The 15,018-nt window shown below is 64.6% G+C and carries 14 protein-coding genes; 6 read left to right on the forward strand and 8 right to left on the reverse strand.

Features of this window, described 5'->3' with window-relative positions; translation table 11 throughout:
* Positions 1-106: 106 nt before the first annotated feature.
* Genes V5735_RS06885 through V5735_RS06895 form a run of 3 tightly spaced genes read left to right on the forward strand, consistent with a single transcriptional unit; the run spans position 107 to position 4,107 of the window.
* On the forward strand, positions 107-511 hold the full coding sequence (locus V5735_RS06885; protein ID WP_423745676.1) for a thioredoxin family protein: 405 nt from the start codon (positions 107-109) through the stop codon (positions 509-511).
* Complete coding sequence (gene ccsA, locus V5735_RS06890) at positions 508-2,895, forward strand: cytochrome c biogenesis protein CcsA (RefSeq protein WP_423745677.1); 2,388 nt, start codon at positions 508-510, stop codon at positions 2,893-2,895. Before V5735_RS06885 ends, ccsA begins: the two co-directional genes overlap by 4 nt.
* 18 nt (positions 2,896-2,913) lie before the next feature.
* The gene (locus V5735_RS06895; protein ID WP_423745678.1) at positions 2,914-4,107 is read left to right on the forward strand and encodes a hypothetical protein; all 1,194 of its coding nucleotides are present in this window, start codon (positions 2,914-2,916) and stop codon (positions 4,105-4,107) included.
* Between the two features lie 23 nt (positions 4,108-4,130).
* Here the strand turns inward: V5735_RS06895 and V5735_RS06900 are convergent, their stop codons facing one another.
* Genes V5735_RS06900 through V5735_RS06910 form a run of 3 tightly spaced genes read right to left on the reverse strand, consistent with a single transcriptional unit; the run spans position 4,131 to position 5,930 of the window.
* Positions 4,131-4,805, reverse strand: coding sequence for a heme exporter protein CcmB (locus V5735_RS06900; RefSeq protein ID WP_423745679.1), 675 nt, complete (start codon positions 4,803-4,805; stop codon positions 4,131-4,133).
* A gap of 1 nt (position 4,806) precedes the next feature.
* Positions 4,807-5,511, reverse strand: a complete 705-nt coding sequence (locus V5735_RS06905) for an ABC transporter ATP-binding protein (protein ID WP_423745680.1) — start codon at positions 5,509-5,511, stop codon at positions 4,807-4,809.
* A gap of 44 nt (positions 5,512-5,555) precedes the next feature.
* Positions 5,556-5,930, reverse strand: a complete 375-nt coding sequence (locus V5735_RS06910; protein ID WP_423745681.1) for a cytochrome c maturation protein CcmE — start codon at positions 5,928-5,930, stop codon at positions 5,556-5,558.
* Positions 5,931-6,404: 474 nt separating this feature from the next.
* On the opposite strand from V5735_RS06910, the gene V5735_RS06915 reads away from it, so the two are divergent.
* Positions 6,405-7,004, forward strand: a complete 600-nt coding sequence (locus V5735_RS06915) for a hypothetical protein (RefSeq protein WP_423745682.1) — start codon at positions 6,405-6,407, stop codon at positions 7,002-7,004.
* 30 nt (positions 7,005-7,034) lie between these two features.
* On the opposite strand, the gene V5735_RS06920 is transcribed toward V5735_RS06915, so the two are convergent.
* Positions 7,035-8,072 (reverse strand): asparaginase, encoded by a 1,038-nt coding sequence (locus tag V5735_RS06920; protein WP_423745683.1) that lies wholly within the window; start codon positions 8,070-8,072, stop codon positions 7,035-7,037.
* 115 nt (positions 8,073-8,187) lie between these two features.
* Here V5735_RS06920 and V5735_RS06925 point away from each other — a divergent pair, with 115 nt between their 5' ends.
* Complete coding sequence (locus V5735_RS06925) at positions 8,188-8,853, forward strand: sugar phosphate isomerase/epimerase family protein (protein WP_423745684.1); 666 nt, start codon at positions 8,188-8,190, stop codon at positions 8,851-8,853.
* A 49-nt stretch (positions 8,854-8,902) separates the two neighbouring features.
* Entirely contained in the window at positions 8,903-9,721 is an 819-nt protein-coding gene (locus V5735_RS06930) for a hypothetical protein (RefSeq protein ID WP_423745685.1), read from the forward strand.
* Between the two features lie 232 nt (positions 9,722-9,953).
* On the opposite strand, the gene V5735_RS06935 is transcribed toward V5735_RS06930, so the two are convergent.
* The 4 genes from V5735_RS06935 to V5735_RS06950 all read right to left on the reverse strand — a co-directional run bounded on the left by V5735_RS06935 (position 9,954) and on the right by V5735_RS06950 (position 15,017).
* Entirely contained in the window at positions 9,954-10,931 is a 978-nt protein-coding gene (locus V5735_RS06935) for an ABC transporter ATP-binding protein (RefSeq protein WP_423745686.1), read from the reverse strand.
* Positions 10,928-11,917, reverse strand: a complete 990-nt coding sequence (locus V5735_RS06940; RefSeq protein ID WP_423745687.1) for an ABC transporter permease — start codon at positions 11,915-11,917, stop codon at positions 10,928-10,930. Before V5735_RS06940 ends, V5735_RS06935 begins: the two co-directional genes overlap by 4 nt.
* A gap of 51 nt (positions 11,918-11,968) precedes the next feature.
* Positions 11,969-13,066: an extracellular solute-binding protein gene (locus V5735_RS06945; protein ID WP_423745688.1), complete on the reverse strand. Its 1,098-nt coding sequence runs from the start codon at positions 13,064-13,066 to the stop codon at positions 11,969-11,971.
* Between the two features lie 118 nt (positions 13,067-13,184).
* The gene (locus V5735_RS06950; RefSeq protein ID WP_423745689.1) at positions 13,185-15,017 is read right to left on the reverse strand and encodes an IucA/IucC family protein; all 1,833 of its coding nucleotides are present in this window, start codon (positions 15,015-15,017) and stop codon (positions 13,185-13,187) included.
* Between the last annotated feature and the right edge of the window lies 1 nt (position 15,018).

The following is a 15,018-nucleotide window of genomic DNA, read 5'->3' on the forward strand; positions in this document are numbered from 1 at the left end:
CAATATTTAACCGGAATCGTTGCCAACAGCGGGTAGTTGGATGTCCCCACGAAAGATACTGACGCTCGTATTTTTAGCCGCTCTGTTGGGTATCGGTTATCAATCGATGAATGCGGCCCCGGTACTGAGTGATCAGTCCTACTCGTACCACGGCGGGACCAAGTGGCACACCGACTTCTCCGACGCGCAGACCGTCGCAAAAGAACAGGACAAGCCCATCCTTGTCTATTTCTGGACGACGTGGTGTACGTACTGCGAGGACTACAATCAGAACGTGTACTCCGACCCGGCGGTGCGGGACCACCTCGACGATTTCGTTCTCGTCGCGATCAACCTCGACAACGACAGCCCCCAAGCCTCGCGGTTGAAACAACGATACGATGCGACCTACCCACCACAGCACGTCGCGATTACGCCCCAAGGTGACCGCCTCGTGAAGATAAACGGCTACGCGAAGAAGGAGGCGTTCATCGACTATCTCGAACGCGCACAGCGGAGGGCGGAGCAGTGACGCCGGGACAGATACTCCTCCTGCTCGCGCTGTGCGTGAGTACCGTCACCACGCTGTTGCTGGGACGGGACTACCTCCGCGACGAGGAGCGGTTCGCCGGATACGTCCCGGCGCTCGTGGGGACGACGGCCGGGCTGTTGACGACCGCTCTGTTGTATCTCACCTACCAGTTCGTCACGACCGACTACTCGAACGCCTACGTCTGGAACAACACGACCGATTTCCTCCCCCTGTTGTACCGGTTCACCGGCGTCTACGCGGGCAACGAGGGGTCCGTGTTGCTGTGGGCGACGCTCGCCTCCATCGTCGCATTCTGGGCGGCGAAGGTCCGCGGCGTCCACGGTCGCAACAGAAAACTCGTGCAGGGCATCACGATGGGAATCGTCTCCTACTTCGGCCTGATGTTGGTCGTCGAGAGTCCCTTTACCACGATTTCACAGGAGTTCCCGAAAGCGGCCGCCGGGTTCGTTCCCGCGACCGGCCGCGGTCTCAACCCGCTCCTCGTGGACCCGTACATGGCGATTCACCCGCCGGTTATGTTCACCGCCTACGCGCTGTTGACGGTGCCGTTCGCCATCGGCGCGGCGCACTTTGTCTCGTTGCTCCGCGGCCAAGGCGGGCTGTTCGAGGAGTGGTACGGGAGCGTCCTCCGCTGGCTCCGCGTCTCGTGGCTGTTCCTGACCGCCGCCGTCTCACTCGGCGCGCTCTGGTCGTACACCGTGCTGGGATGGGGCGGCATCTGGGCGTGGGACCCCGTGGAAACCGCGATTTTCATCCCGTGGCTGTTCCTCACCGCGACGCTGCACGCGGTCACGAACTACCGCGCCGGTCGCAACTACACGGTGCTCGCGCCCGCGATGACCTCGACGGTGTTCGCCCTCGCCATCTACACGACGTCGGTCGTTCGGAGCGGGGTCTTCCGGAGCGTCCACTCGTTCGCCTCCGAGGGAATCGGCCTCTCCCTGCTCGTGCTGATGGGAATCACGGCGCTCCTCGGCGTGGTCGTCCCGCTCGCGTACTGGTTCCTCGAAGCCGACGACGGCGGGTCGAGCGGGAGTGAGTGGGTCACGCGGTCGAACCTGCTTCACCTCGCCGTCCTTATGCTGGGAACGCTCGCGTTCGTCTCCATCTGGGGACTGACGTTCCCCCTCCTCCGCGACCTCACGACCGGTATCGAGGTGCAGGTGAACCCGAAATACTACAACCTCTGGAGCTACCCGGTCGTGCTCCTCACGCTCCTCCTCCTCGGCTTCTACATGGACTTCGACGTCGAAGGACGCGACCGAAGTCTCGTCGCGCTCGGCGTCTTCGCCGTGGCGACCGTCGTGGCGGCGTTCGTCAAGCCGTCTTCGGCGTGGCAACTGGCGTCGGTGTCCGGCAACGACGCGCTCGTGTACCGCATCGTCGGCGGTGCGAGCGCGCTCTCGGTCGTCCCCCCGGCCGCGTACGTCTGTATCGCCATGGTCAAACGGGCGATAGAACGCATCCCCGGCAACCCGCGGCGGTTCCAACTCAAGGAGACGGGAATCACGCTCATCCACCTCGGCGTGGCGATACTGGTCGTCTCGCTGGCGTTCACCTACCTCTTCACCGCCCAGTCTTCCGTCATCATCCAAGACGCTCGGGCCGACGGGTCCGTCCATCAGGTGCCCGATTCGGCGTACGCCGTCCAGTCGGTCGGCTACGACGAAACCACGCTGCCGAAGAACCCCGACCCGCGACGGGCCGCGCTATCGAGCCAGCAGGTGCTCTCGAAGGGGACCTCGTTGAACGGCACCATCAAGGCCGTGTACGGGACCGTCACGAACGTCAAACGAGGGCCGCGGGCGACCGTGGCGCAACTCGACAACTCCGGGGTGTGGGTCGGCCTGACCGGTCAGAACGGCACCTCGGCCGACCTCTCGCGCGGCGAGGATATCGTCGCCCGGGGTGCGGTCATGTGGAACTACGTGCCGCAAGCCGATGCCGTCGTCGTGACCGACGCACAGAACGTCGGACCCGTATCGAACCCGCCAGCGTCCGTCGATCTGACTCGCGTCCAGAAACGCTCGATGGACCTCCGCGTCTATCGGAACGGTAACCGAATCGCCGCAGGGAGCGTGGGGCAGCGACGGTACGTCAAACAGGGCGGTATGCAGGTTCGAGACGTGCTCATCGACCGCGGACTCACCCAAGACACGTACGTCATCGCCGCGCTCAACGACGGGACGGCGTCGCTAACCGTCAAACGCATCCCGCTGATGACGCCGATTCGGGTCGGCGTTCTCTTCCTGCTCGGCGGGATGGTGCTGATACTCCTGTTCGACCCGACGCACGGACTCACCGCCGAATCGGTTCGGTCGACGACGACCGCATCAAAAACGGATCCGACGACATCCGACTGATAACCATTTGACACATCAATGAAACGCTTCGCACTATCGCTCCTCGTCCTCCTCGCTTGCGTCTCGACGGTTCCGCTTGCGAGCGGCGCGGGCGACACGACGGTATCGATTTCCGGAACAGCGACGGTTACGAACGGAACGGCAAACGGCGACACGGTGACGGTGACGCCGCTCGACCGGAACTATCGCCGGGTCGGGCAGTCGGTGAACGCGACGGTGACGAACGGAACGTTCACCGCCGCGAACGTCACGAACGCATCGCTGTACTACGTTCGACTGTCCCACGACGGACTGGCACACTACGCGCTGACGAACGAAACGGACGGCATCTCGTTCGACTTGGGACCGACCCTCTCGGGACGCGTCGTGACCGAAAACGGCTCGGCCGTCTCGAACGCCCAGTTGCTCGTCGCCAGTCCGACCGGCCCGCCCGTCGGACAGGTCAACGCGTCCGAAAACGGAACGTTCAGTATCGGGCCGCTGAAGTCGAACACAACCTACGCGCTGTGGATGCGGATGGCGGGCGTTCCCTACAAGAAGACCGTTACGACGGGGACGAACGCGACGAACGTCCGGTTCGTGAAGCGCGCGCCGACGGACGACGACGGCGTGCTCACCGTCTCCGGCGGCAACCCCGCGAGTCACGTGATGCAGGTTTCGCCACGGCAGAACAGCACCGGCCTGAGCGTCGTCGAGACGCTGACGCTCCGCAACACCGGCGACCGGCCGTTCGTCGGTCCGGTTCGCGTCGCGCTCCCGAACGGGGCCGCGCCGACCGGCGCGATGTTCCGAAATCGCCAGACCACGTTCTCACGACGAGGGTCGGACGTGATAATCAACGCCACCATCGCCGCGAACGACACGGCCCAAATCGGCGTCGCATACGACCTCGAAAACCGGAGCATTCGGAAATCCGTCGACCACGACACCGACCGTCTCGCGGTCGTCCTGCAGGGGTACAATCTCTCGGAGGTGTCTCACTCCTCGAACCTCCGACCGGGGTCGGCCCCGATTTCGATGTTGACGAACGACAAGGCGCTTCGGAGCGGGGACGAGATTCAGGTTCACGTGCCGAAAACGGCCCAACAGTCGGCGAACGGCGGGTCCGGTGACGGTGGCGATGGCGACGGCACCGACTTCCCGACCGTGGTCATGGTGCTGTCCTTCCTGAGCATCGTCATCGGCGGAATGCTCGCGTACCGCGCGCTCTGAACGGTAGAGCTCTATCCCGAACTCTATCCTTCGACCACGTATTCGAACGTCACGAACCCGGCGAGAAAGAGGATGCCGTCGTACGCCAACAGCAGGACGACCCACGAACGGGGACTCTCGCCGGTGGTGAGGCCGCGGGTGAGCGACACCCCGGCCAGCAACACCGGGATGACGAGCGGGACGAGCAACATCGGGAGCAACAGTTCCCTGAGTTGTGACTTCACGGTCAGCAGCGACAGGATGACCCCCGCCGCGGAGAAGCCGAACGAGGCCGCGACGACGATACCGACGAGGGCGGGAACCGCCGCGACCGGCGGCGAGTAATCGAGGAACACCACGACGAACCCCACGGTGAGGAGTTCCACGCCCGCGACGAAGGCGGTCGAACTCACGACCTTGCCGACGTAGATGGCCGACCTGTCGACGGGGGCGAGCAACAACCCGTCGAGGGCGGCGTCCTGTTCCTCGCTGACCGCGCTTTGGATGACGCCGAACGTCCCGGCGAAGACGAACGACACCCAGAGCGCCCCGCTGCCGATGGTATCGAGGTCCACGAACGTCTGCGCGAAGCCGAACGCGAAAACGACGACGACGAGGAGCGAGAACACGACCGCCGTGTTGAGCACGCGCTTCGAGCGCGCTTCGACCAGCAGGTCCTTCCGGACGACCTCGGCGGCGACGCGCAGGAACGCCCGCATCTCAGTCCGCCTCCAAGCCGATGGCGGTCCGGTACCGGTCGATGAACGCGTCCGGCGAGTCGAGGTCGGTCAGCGAAACGTCGCTACGGACGCTCCCGCCGTCGAGAACGAGGCCGCGATCGCAGAAGGCGAAGCCGCGGTCGAGGTCGTGGGTCACCATCACGACCGTTCCGACGCCGACCGCGTCGAGGATGCCGTCGAAGTCGGCCATCGACCGGCGATCGAGTCCGGAGTACGGTTCGTCGAGCAGCAACACGTCGGGGTCGTGCAACAGGGCGCGGGCCAGCGAAAGCCGCTTTCGCATCCCGTGGGAGAACGTGCTCGGGTCGCGCTCGCCGTCCGACCAGAGGCCGACCAACTCCAACACCCGTTCGCACCGCTCGGTATCGACGCCGTGGAGTCGGGCGTGCAGTCGGAGGTTCTCGCGCGCCGTCAACCCCTCGTAGAGCATCGTGTCGTGGGAGAGGACGCCGATTCGTCGTCGGACGCCCGCCCAGTCGGACGAGAGTTCGCGGCCGTCGACGAGAACCCGTCCGTCCGTCGGCGTCGAGAGCGTCGCGAGGATGCGAAGCAACGTCGTCTTTCCCGCGCCGTTCGGACCGAACAATCCGACGCGCTCGCCGTCGGAAACGCCGAAGCTCACGTCGTCGAGCGCCGTGAAGCGCCCGAATCGCTTGGTCAACCCATCGACTTCTATTCGTGTCATCAGTGTCGTCTCTCGACCGGCGAATGCGCGTTCACGACCGGTGGCTACTTCGATTTCTCGGGGGGGTCGGTTCCCTCGTGGGCGCGAACGGAGAGTTTGCGCGCGTCGAGTTTCCCGTCCCGCAGTACGCCCTTGGCGACGACGACGCGCCCGTTCTGCATCGTCTCCGGCATGGTCTTGTCGTACGTCACCCGCACCGAGGTGTTGTTATCGACGACATCGAAGACGACCCGCTCGTTCGACCGGTGAAGGTCGGTCACGCGCCCTTCTAAGTTGACCCAATCGCCGTCGTAGTTCCCGCCCTGGGCCTTCGTCGGCGTGACGAACGTCGTCGTCGCGTTCATCGTCGTCGCCGCGAGAACGAGAAAGAGGACGAGGATTCCGATGCCCCCGAAGAGTAGTTTGTTCCGTTGTTTCATTGCCGAAAGGTGTGTTGCTTCTGCATTGTAAAGGTAGTCTTCGTTCGATACGCCGCCGTCGAGCGGCCAGTCTCGACCGACCGAGAGATACCGCTTCGAACGGGGAGTCGCCCGTCCTCGCCGCTCGGTCGGACGAACGAGTGTCCCGGCATCGTTATCGACACGCAGTGTATCCGCGAATATATGCTTTTGGAAGTATCTTGCAATATTGTACAAATTATTACCTGTTCGACTACGGGAATCGAATCGTCGACGTGGCTCAAATTCTCCCGTCAGCACGCCGAATTCTCATTTGAGAGTTGCGGTGAGTCTCCCGAACAGACGGGGTAAAAGGGAATTTCGCACGAATCTGTAGAAACAGACGTACGACTCGGTTCGTCAGTTCGACGCCAACCGTCGCGTCGTCAGCTTCGACCAGATGTCGGTACTGTTAAGTCAATGATGGACATTACTCAACCAATCGTCGGCACCGCAATGTCCCAGAGCACTCCGACATACCTCCATCAGATACGGGAGATAACCGAAGAGTCGTCGCTCTCCTTTCTCGTGAGCGCCGTCCTCCTCCCGCTTTCGGTCGTAAGTGCGACCGTCCTCGTCAACGACCCGCTGTTGCTGTTGTACGCACACATCGTGAGCGGGACCGTCTGGTTCGGAATGGCGATAGTCTTCCCGGCCGCCCTCATCCTGTATCTGGGAACCGCGAGTCCCGAACGAGCCAAGGCGTTCACCCAACGAGCGATTCCCAAGGTCGTCGTCTTCATGCTCGTCATCAGCTTCACCACCGTCCTCTCGGGGAGTCTCCTCGCGGAGCAGTTCGGGCTGTTGCACGCCGACAACCCGTGGATGCTCCGGGTATTCGTCCTCGGGTGGCTGCTGTGGTTGTTCGGCCTCCTCGTCTCCAACCGCATGCACCTGACGGTGTATTTCGAGGGGAAAGCGCCGTCCCCCGACCCCTCGCGGCTCAAATCCATCGAGAAACGAATCCTCCTCGTCGGGACGTTCGAAACGGCCGTCATGCTGGGAATCATCTTCCTCGTCCTCAACCCCGGGTTCCGCTTCTGGAGCCTGCTGTAGGCACCCGGGGTCGGCCGAGTCGGGTCCGCATCACCCGTTGAACAGCGCGCGGAGTTTCTCGTGTTCATCGCCCTCGTCGTGCCCGTCACTCTCGTCGTTCCCATTACTCTCCTCGCGTCCGTCCGTTTCGTCCGAATGCGTCGAGAGCGCGAGGGCGAGTTTGAGGCGCGCTTTGTGAGCGGACAGGTCACCGGCGAACATCGCACCGGCGTTCCGCAACGTCTCGCCGCCGCCAGCGCCGCCGTAGACCGGCGTCGTCCGCCCCGCGACGCACCGTGACGCGACGACGACCGGCGTCCCGTTTCGGACCGTCGATTCGACGAACTCGCCGAGGTCCGCGGTGACGTTACCGAGTCCTGTACCGTTCACGACGAGGCCGTCCGCGCCCGCGTCGAGCGCGGCCGCCGCCAGTCGTTCGTCCACCCCGGCACCGCTCCCGACGACGAAGACGGTCGGGTCGAGCGAGGCATCCGGGACGTGTTGGGTTTCGCTCCGCGGACGACGGAGAATTCGAACGCCCTCGCGGTCGTGGGTCGCCACCGGCCCGACGCCGGGCGAGGAGAAGGCGTCGAGAGCAGACGTGTGGACTTTCGTCGCGCACCGTGCGCTGTGGACCGCCCCCTCGAAAGCGACGAAGGTCCCGCCGTGTCCGCCGTCCGCGAAGGCCCGTGCCGCCGCGAACGCGGTGACGAGGTTGGCCGGACCGTCCGAACTCCGTTCGTCCGGTCGCCGTTGCGCGCCGGTCAGGAGGACGGGCGTGGTCGGACGACGGGTCGCGTCGAGGTAGTAGGCCGTCTCCGCCATCGTGTCCGTGCCGTGCGTGACGACGATGGCGTCGGTTCCCGAATCGTCGTTCAGTTCGGCGACCCGCTCGCCGACGAGTTCGAGCGTTTCCGCCGTCATCTCGTAGCTCGGAACCTGTGCGACCTGTTCGACAGAGATATCGCCGTACTCGCGTAGCGCCGGGACGCGCTCGACGAGTTCGGCTCCCCGTTCGGTCGGCACCGCGCCGGTTTCGCTGTCGGTGCTCGCAATCGTCCCGCCGGTTCCGAGAACGGTCACGTTCATATGGCGTGATCCTCTCGCTGCGCGAACAAAACACGGGCGGGTGTGGCAGTCCGTGTTTGCCAAACCCTCACATCCCACGGTACGTATTTGGACCGGCGCGTGCTACGCCGTACCGATGATAGTCGCCGGGAAATGTCCCCCGACCGCCGACGAATTGCGGGCCGCGTCGGAGCGCGGTTTCGACGCGGTGGAACTCCACCTCTCGACGGACGACTTGGACGCCATCGAGGAGACGACGGCCGCGTGCCGCGCCGCGCCGGTCGATGTCGTCTCGGTGCACACGCCGCACGTGGCCCTCGACGAACTGACGTACGTCCAGCGCACCAACGACCTCTGTGAGCGACTCGACGCCACGCTCGTCGTTCACTCGATGAAGATACCGTTGAGCAACCTCGGCTACGTCCTCGACCGCATCGACATCACCGTCCCGCACGGCTTCGAGAACTCGACGGGTCACAGCCGTCATTTCCTGACGAACGTCCTGCTCGACGAGAGTCGGCCGCTCGTCCTCGACACCGCACACCTCTACACGGCCGAGGCGGAGTACCGTTCGATACTGGAAACGCTCCTCGCCGCGGACGACATCTCGATTCCCGTCGTGCACTGCTGTGACGGGACGAAAATCACGGACGGACTGGCCTTCGGGAGGGGCACGATGGACATGGAGCGCGTGATTACGGCCCTCCACGAAAACTACGACGGCATCGTCGTGCTGGAGGTCATGCCCGACGAACAGGCCGACGCGCTGGAGAAATGGCGCGACGTGATTCAGCGGAGGTGACGCCGATAGCACCCGAAAACGTATGATTTCGTGACTCGAATTCGGAGGTATGTCTTCCCCGCCGCGTCGAATCGGGTGGTCGTTCGAACCCGACGATTCGCGTCTCCTTCGGCTGCTGTCCTACTGCTCGTTCGGCGTCCTCGGCGGGATGTGGGTGTTCGCGGTCGTCGTCGCGGCATCGCTTTTCCTGCGGGGACCCCTTCCGATACGCGGACTGCTGGCCGCCGGATTCCTGTTCGCCGTCTTCGTCTGGCTGACGCACCTGCGCCCGCTGTTCGAAGCGGACGGACGACTGTCGCATCTCGAACCGCGCTGGCTGTTCGTCGCGTCGCTGTTCGGTGGCGGTGCGGTCTCGCTAACGCTGGGCGTCGGAACGGTCCTTGGATTCCTCCTCTTGTTGGGGTTCATCGCGGTCCCGGCGGTCCTCGTCTCGGCGCTCCAATCGACCGGCGATATCGACGCCGAGAAGCGGACGATGACCTATCGCGGCCGCGAGGTTCCGCTCGACGGACTCTCGGGCGTGCGTCGGTTCCGCCTCGGCGGTCTCTCCCTCCACTGGTTTTCCTACGCGCCGGGCGCGTCGAACGTCACCACGCCGCGGTTCGTCGTCATCCCGACCGACGCGGCGGCGGACGCGAAACGGGTGTTCGCTGCCGCCGTCGCGGCGGAACCGAGCGACTTCGAACGTCCCAACCCGGCGGTTCGCTACGCGCTTGCCGCCTTCGGCGTGTTCTTCCTCGGCTTCGCCGCCGTCCTCGTCGTCGTCATGCCGGGCGGAGAGGACGCGGCGGTCGTCGAGACCTACGCACTCCTCGTGTTCGGATTCGTGGGCGTCGGCTTTCTGGGTGCCGCCGCCGTTCACGGATAGCGGTCGTGGCGTCGAACCGCGACCTCACGACCGCGAGCGCCGACGTTCGGCCGCCGGAACGAAGCCACTGAATCGTACTGGAACCACTGATTCGGAGTTTGTGAAACTGATCAGCTGCTGGAGAGCACTATTTCCTACTGAAAGTGACTAATAAATACTGGACGATACTATCAAACGCGAAACGAACGGTTGCATCCGCGACATCAGCGCGACTCTCCCTGCCGACCGGCGACTACTCCGGCCTTCCGTCCTCGATGGCCCAGCGGTGGTCCGACGGGAGCGACACGGCGACCGTCTCGCCGGGCGACAGCGACCGGGAACTGAACGCGGTCAACTCCTCGTCGCCGAGCGAGAGCGTGACCCGATTGCCACCGTCCCGCGGCGTGACGCGACCGACGGTGGCCGAAAGCGACGCGTTCGTCGCCGCACCGTCGAGTTCCACGAACTCGGGGCGGATGACGACGTGCGTCGCGGACGGTCGGGGAACCACCTCGTCCGGAAGCGCCGCCGCAGGGAGGCAGTTCGACCCGGTGAACCACGCGACGAACGGCGTCGCGGGGCGTCGAAACACCTCTTCGACGGTGCCGAGTTGGACGATGCGGCCGTCTCGCATGATGGCGATGCGGTCGGCGAGCGCGCGGGCGGTCGTCCGGTTGTGGGTGACGTAAATCGAGGTGACGTCGTCGATGAGGTCTTGGAGGTCGTCGCGGAGCACCTCGCGGGTCGGCACATCGAGCGCCGAGAGCGGTTCGTCCAACAGCAACGCCTCGGGTCGGATGGCGAGCGAGCGCGCCAGCGCGACGCGTTGGGCTTCCCCGCCGGAGAGGGTCCGCGGCCGACGGTCGGCGAGGTGCGCGACACCGAGGTCGGCGAGGACCGATTCCGCGTCGAGCGCGTCCGGGTGGTATCGCGCGCCGAACGCGACGTTCTCCCGGACGGTCAGGTGCGGGAAGAGCGCGTAGTCCTGAAAGACGAAGCCGAAGTCCCGCTCCTCCGGCGGGTCGTCCGTCACGTCCCGCCCATCGAAGAAGACGCGCCCCGAGTGGCCGTGATAGCCCGCGACCGTTTCGAGCAGGAGCGTCTTGCCGCTCCCGCTGGGGCCGAGCACGACGAGCGTTTCGCCCGTCTCGACTTCGAATCCGGCGTCGAGGTCGAACGGATCGGCTCCCGACGTGGTGAACGTCGCGCCGATGTCTATCTCGAAGCTCATAGCACGCTCCCGGATTCGGTGTCGGTGAGCAGTCGAACGACGAGGAAGATGCCCGCGCTCATCACCAGCAGGATGAACGCGACGGCGCTCGCGTCCGCCAGCCCCGCCGAGGTGAAGGTGTTGAAGATGTACACCGGAGCGTGCTGTGCGACGGTTTCCTCGCCGGTGAACGGATAGAAGAAGTTCACGCTGTAGGCGACGACCGCGACCGCGCCGAACTCCGAGACGCCGCGCGCCCACGCGAGGACGCCGCCGGTGAGGATGCCCCGATACGCGAGGGGAATCTGAATCCGCCGGAAGGTCTCGAACGGCGTCGCGCCGTGGCTCCGAGCGGCGTATTCGAGGCGGGAATCGATGGTTTCGAACGCCTCGCGGGTCGTGTTGACCGCGAACGGCGCGCTCACGAACGTCAGCGCCAGCACCATCCCGGTGATGGTCGTCAGCACCGACACGCCCGGAAACAGGCCGCGCCGCCCGAAGCCGAACAGGATGAGGATTCCGGCGACCGAGTGGGGAACTACGAGGGGCAAGTCGACCAGACTCTCGACGATTGCCTGCCCGGTAAAGCCGCGCGCGAGGAGGTAGGCGAGCGGCACGCCGAAGGCCAACGACGCGACCGTGGCGAGCAGCGGGCCGTAGACGGTGAGATACAGCATCGTGTGGACTTCGGAGGAACGCGCCGCCTCGACGATGAGGGACGGGTTTTGGCGCGTGATGAACATGACGAGGGGCATCCCGAGCGCCAGCAGGAGGACGACGCCGAACGTGGCGGCGGCGACGCCGAACCAGCCGTCGTTCGCGCGCCAGCCGAGCAGGGCGGCGCTCCCGAGCGCGACGCCGACGTAGAGCGTCGGCCGGCCGATGACGTACAACGTCCCGAATGCGATGACCTGCACCGTCAGGACGGCCAGCACGACCGACCCGCGACCGAGCATCGCGGTCGGGTGCGTCCGATACCCGCCGTCTTCGTAGTTTGAATCGCTCATGGTTTCCGAATGGTTCCCCCGGACTCGTTATCGACCGTTTGTGCGACCGCCCTATAGTTCGAGCGGACCGAGCGACGATTTCGCTTCCGCGTGGTTCATGACGACCTTCGGAACGGCGTCCGTCCCGCTTTTCGGCACAACGGCGGGTTTCACGGGTTCGAATCCGTTCTGCTTCAGAATCTTCCGGCCCGGTTCCGATATCATGTACTCGACCCAGGCCGCTCCCGCATCGGAGTTCTTCGCGTTGCTCGGCACCGTGATGCCGTAGGCGATGGGCGCGCCCGTGTACGTCTCGTTTTTCGTCTCCACCTCCGCCTTCGCGTAGTGTTTGGCGTACTTCGAAGTCGCCTTGGAGAGGTCCACGGACGATTGGAGGTCGACCGTCTTCAGGTCGTGGCTCTTCCCCGCGGACTGGTACTCCCACGCGTAATCGAGTTCGCCGGATTTCAGTTGCCCCACGAGGTCCGTCTCGGTTCCCGACGGGATTTTCGCCTTGTCGATGAGCGCCTTCGACGTGCTCTCGTCGTACAGTTTATCGCCGTCGAGCGGGACCGCGCCGAGTTGCATCGTCATCACCGAGCGGTAGCCGTTCGGGTCCACGGCGGGGTCCGAATGGGCGAACGTCACGTCGTCCCGGCCGAGGATTTTCCACCAGTTGTCCGGTGAAATCTCGTCCGCGCCCGTGGATTTGTCCGTGTACGCGATGGTCATCGCGTTGGTGGCGAACACGGCGTACCACTTCGCGTACTTGGGAACCATCATGTCGCGGATGAGCCGGTAGTCGGACACGGCGAGCACGTCGGCGGAGCGGCCGAGATTGGTTATCTTCTTCGTCGAACCGACCGACCCCTTCGCCTCGCGGTTGACCTGCACGTCGTATTTCGACTCGAACTTCTTTTCGGCGTCCTCGAACGGCGCGGAGAGGCTCCCCGCGTGGAAGATGGTTATCGTCCCCGAGAGGTCCTTCGAACCGGACGAGTCCGTTCCGTCGGTCGTCGACGTCGAGTCGCCTCCCGTCGAACTCGTCTCGCCGCTGCCGCCGTCGCCGCCGTCGTCGTCGCCGGACGTACACCCGGCGAGGGCGAGCGCGCCGGTCGTCGCCGTTCCCTGAAGAAGCCGCCGTCGCGTTATGGTCGGTCGGTCAGTCATGAATAGAACATCGTTGTATCGTTCGTCATATAACGGTTGTGGTGCACTCAACGACCGCTCAAACCATAGCCTTTTCCGGTGGTGTGACGCCGCCGTTCACGCGACCGGACGAACTCGTTTAGCGGTCCACCACCTCGTAAAGCGGGTTTGGAACCGTGCCGTGCTCCGAGGCGTGCGGACGGCCGTCGGCGTCCTCGTAGCCGTAATCGAGGAGGCGGTTCCGGTTGAGACAGAGCTTCGTGAACTCGGGACGGAGCAGGTCGAACAGTTCGAAGCGGTCTTCCAGTTCCGGGAACTCGGCCTGATACTCCTCGACGGCCTCCCGAACGCCCAGCCAGAACCGCTCTTCCGAGTAGTCCGAATGCGTCTCGAGCGCGTCGGCGACGTAGCGGAAGACGCAGACGAACAGGCCGGAGAAGATGAACTGACAGAGGCCTTCGGGCGGTTCGGTCCTGAGGACCACCCGAAGTTCGTCCGGGAGCGACTGGAGTTCGGGCAACGGTTGGTCGCTGACGTTCACGTCGTCAACGAAGTCCTTCACCGCGAGGCGGTGCGGTCGGCCGTCCTTCAGCACCAACATGGTGTTCTGACCGTGCGGCGAGAACACCGTCCCGTAGCGATAGAGGTAGTGGAGCAGCGGCGGGAGCACCGTCTCGAACAGTTCGTCCAGCCACGCTTCCATCGACAGGCCGGACTCCTCCACGAGCGATTCGAGGTACGGCGTCCCGTTTTCGACGTGCATGAGCGACGACAGCGTGATGGCGCTCTCGTCCCCGTCGAGGAAGGTGTAGATGCTCTCGCGCCAGACGCAGCCGAGCAGTTCGTCGTACTGGTACGCCGACCCGTCCAGTTGCGAGAAGTCGGGGTGGTCGTAGTTCAGCCCCGCGATTTCGCCGGGGAGAATCAGGTCACACTCCTCGCGGAGGAACTCGTCGTCCTCGTAAATTCCCTTGATGTACTCCGTGACTATCGGCGCGACTTCGGTTCGCTCGCCCGGTAGTCCGCGGTAGACGAGCGTGTTGAGGATGCGGAGCGGGAGTTTGACGTGGTGGCGCTCCAGTTCGTCCACGTTGACGAACGTCCGAATCGACTGCTGTGGGAGGTACTCGTCGGGACCGTCGCCGAGCGGGACGATGGCGTTCGACGCGATTTCGTCCGCGAACAGTTGGACGACGCTGTTGTCCCACTGCCACTCGTGGACCGGCAGGAAGTAGTAGCCGTCCGGGTCGAGACCCTTCGCTTCGAGTTTCGCTCGGAACGCCCCGTACAGGTCGCCGAGCTCGTCGGCGACGAGCGATTCGTGGTCGAGCCCCGAGACAGCGCTGAAGGTGGCCCGCTCGCGGGAAACCGCGAGCCACGAGAGCGTCACCGGTTGTTTCCGTTCGGGCGCGTACTCGAGGTAGTCGCCGTAGCCGAAGCCGAGGCGGCCCTTGTTGTAGGTTATCCACGGGTGACCGGTCATCTCGCCTTCGAGTTCGGCGTAGTCGAGCGCCGTGAGGTCCCGCTCGCCGTCGCGGGATTTCGCCTCGATGTGGGCGTCCGCGAGCATCGTGTTGCGGTACTCTCGAATCAGGTGTCCGGCGGTCATGTCCGAGACGCCGATGGTCCCCTGCGCGTCGAGCAGGAACCCAACGGGGTCCGTCGCTGGTTCCCAGTCGCCGGACTCCCGGCGCTCGACGGACTCGGGGCGGATGCTCCGCCAGTCGAACAGTCGTTCGTCGGCCTCAAACCGGTACTCGACGCCGTCCGACAGGCCGAGGTGGAAGTAGCCGTCCTCGGTTCGTCGGGGGGCGATGAGTTCCTCGTAGCCGAACTCCGCCAGCATCTTCGCCAGCAGTCGCCGACCGACCGTCTCCCAGATTTCGGCGTCCAGTGCGTTCCGAAGTCGTTCGTACTCGATACTGCTGTCGGTGCTATCGATGTCGTTCGAATCCTGTGTTGGGGTTTGCATC

The sequence above is a fragment of the Haladaptatus sp. SPP-AMP-3 genome (assembly GCF_049568665.1).
Taxonomy (GTDB): domain Archaea; phylum Halobacteriota; class Halobacteria; order Halobacteriales; family Haladaptataceae; genus Haladaptatus; species Haladaptatus paucihalophilus.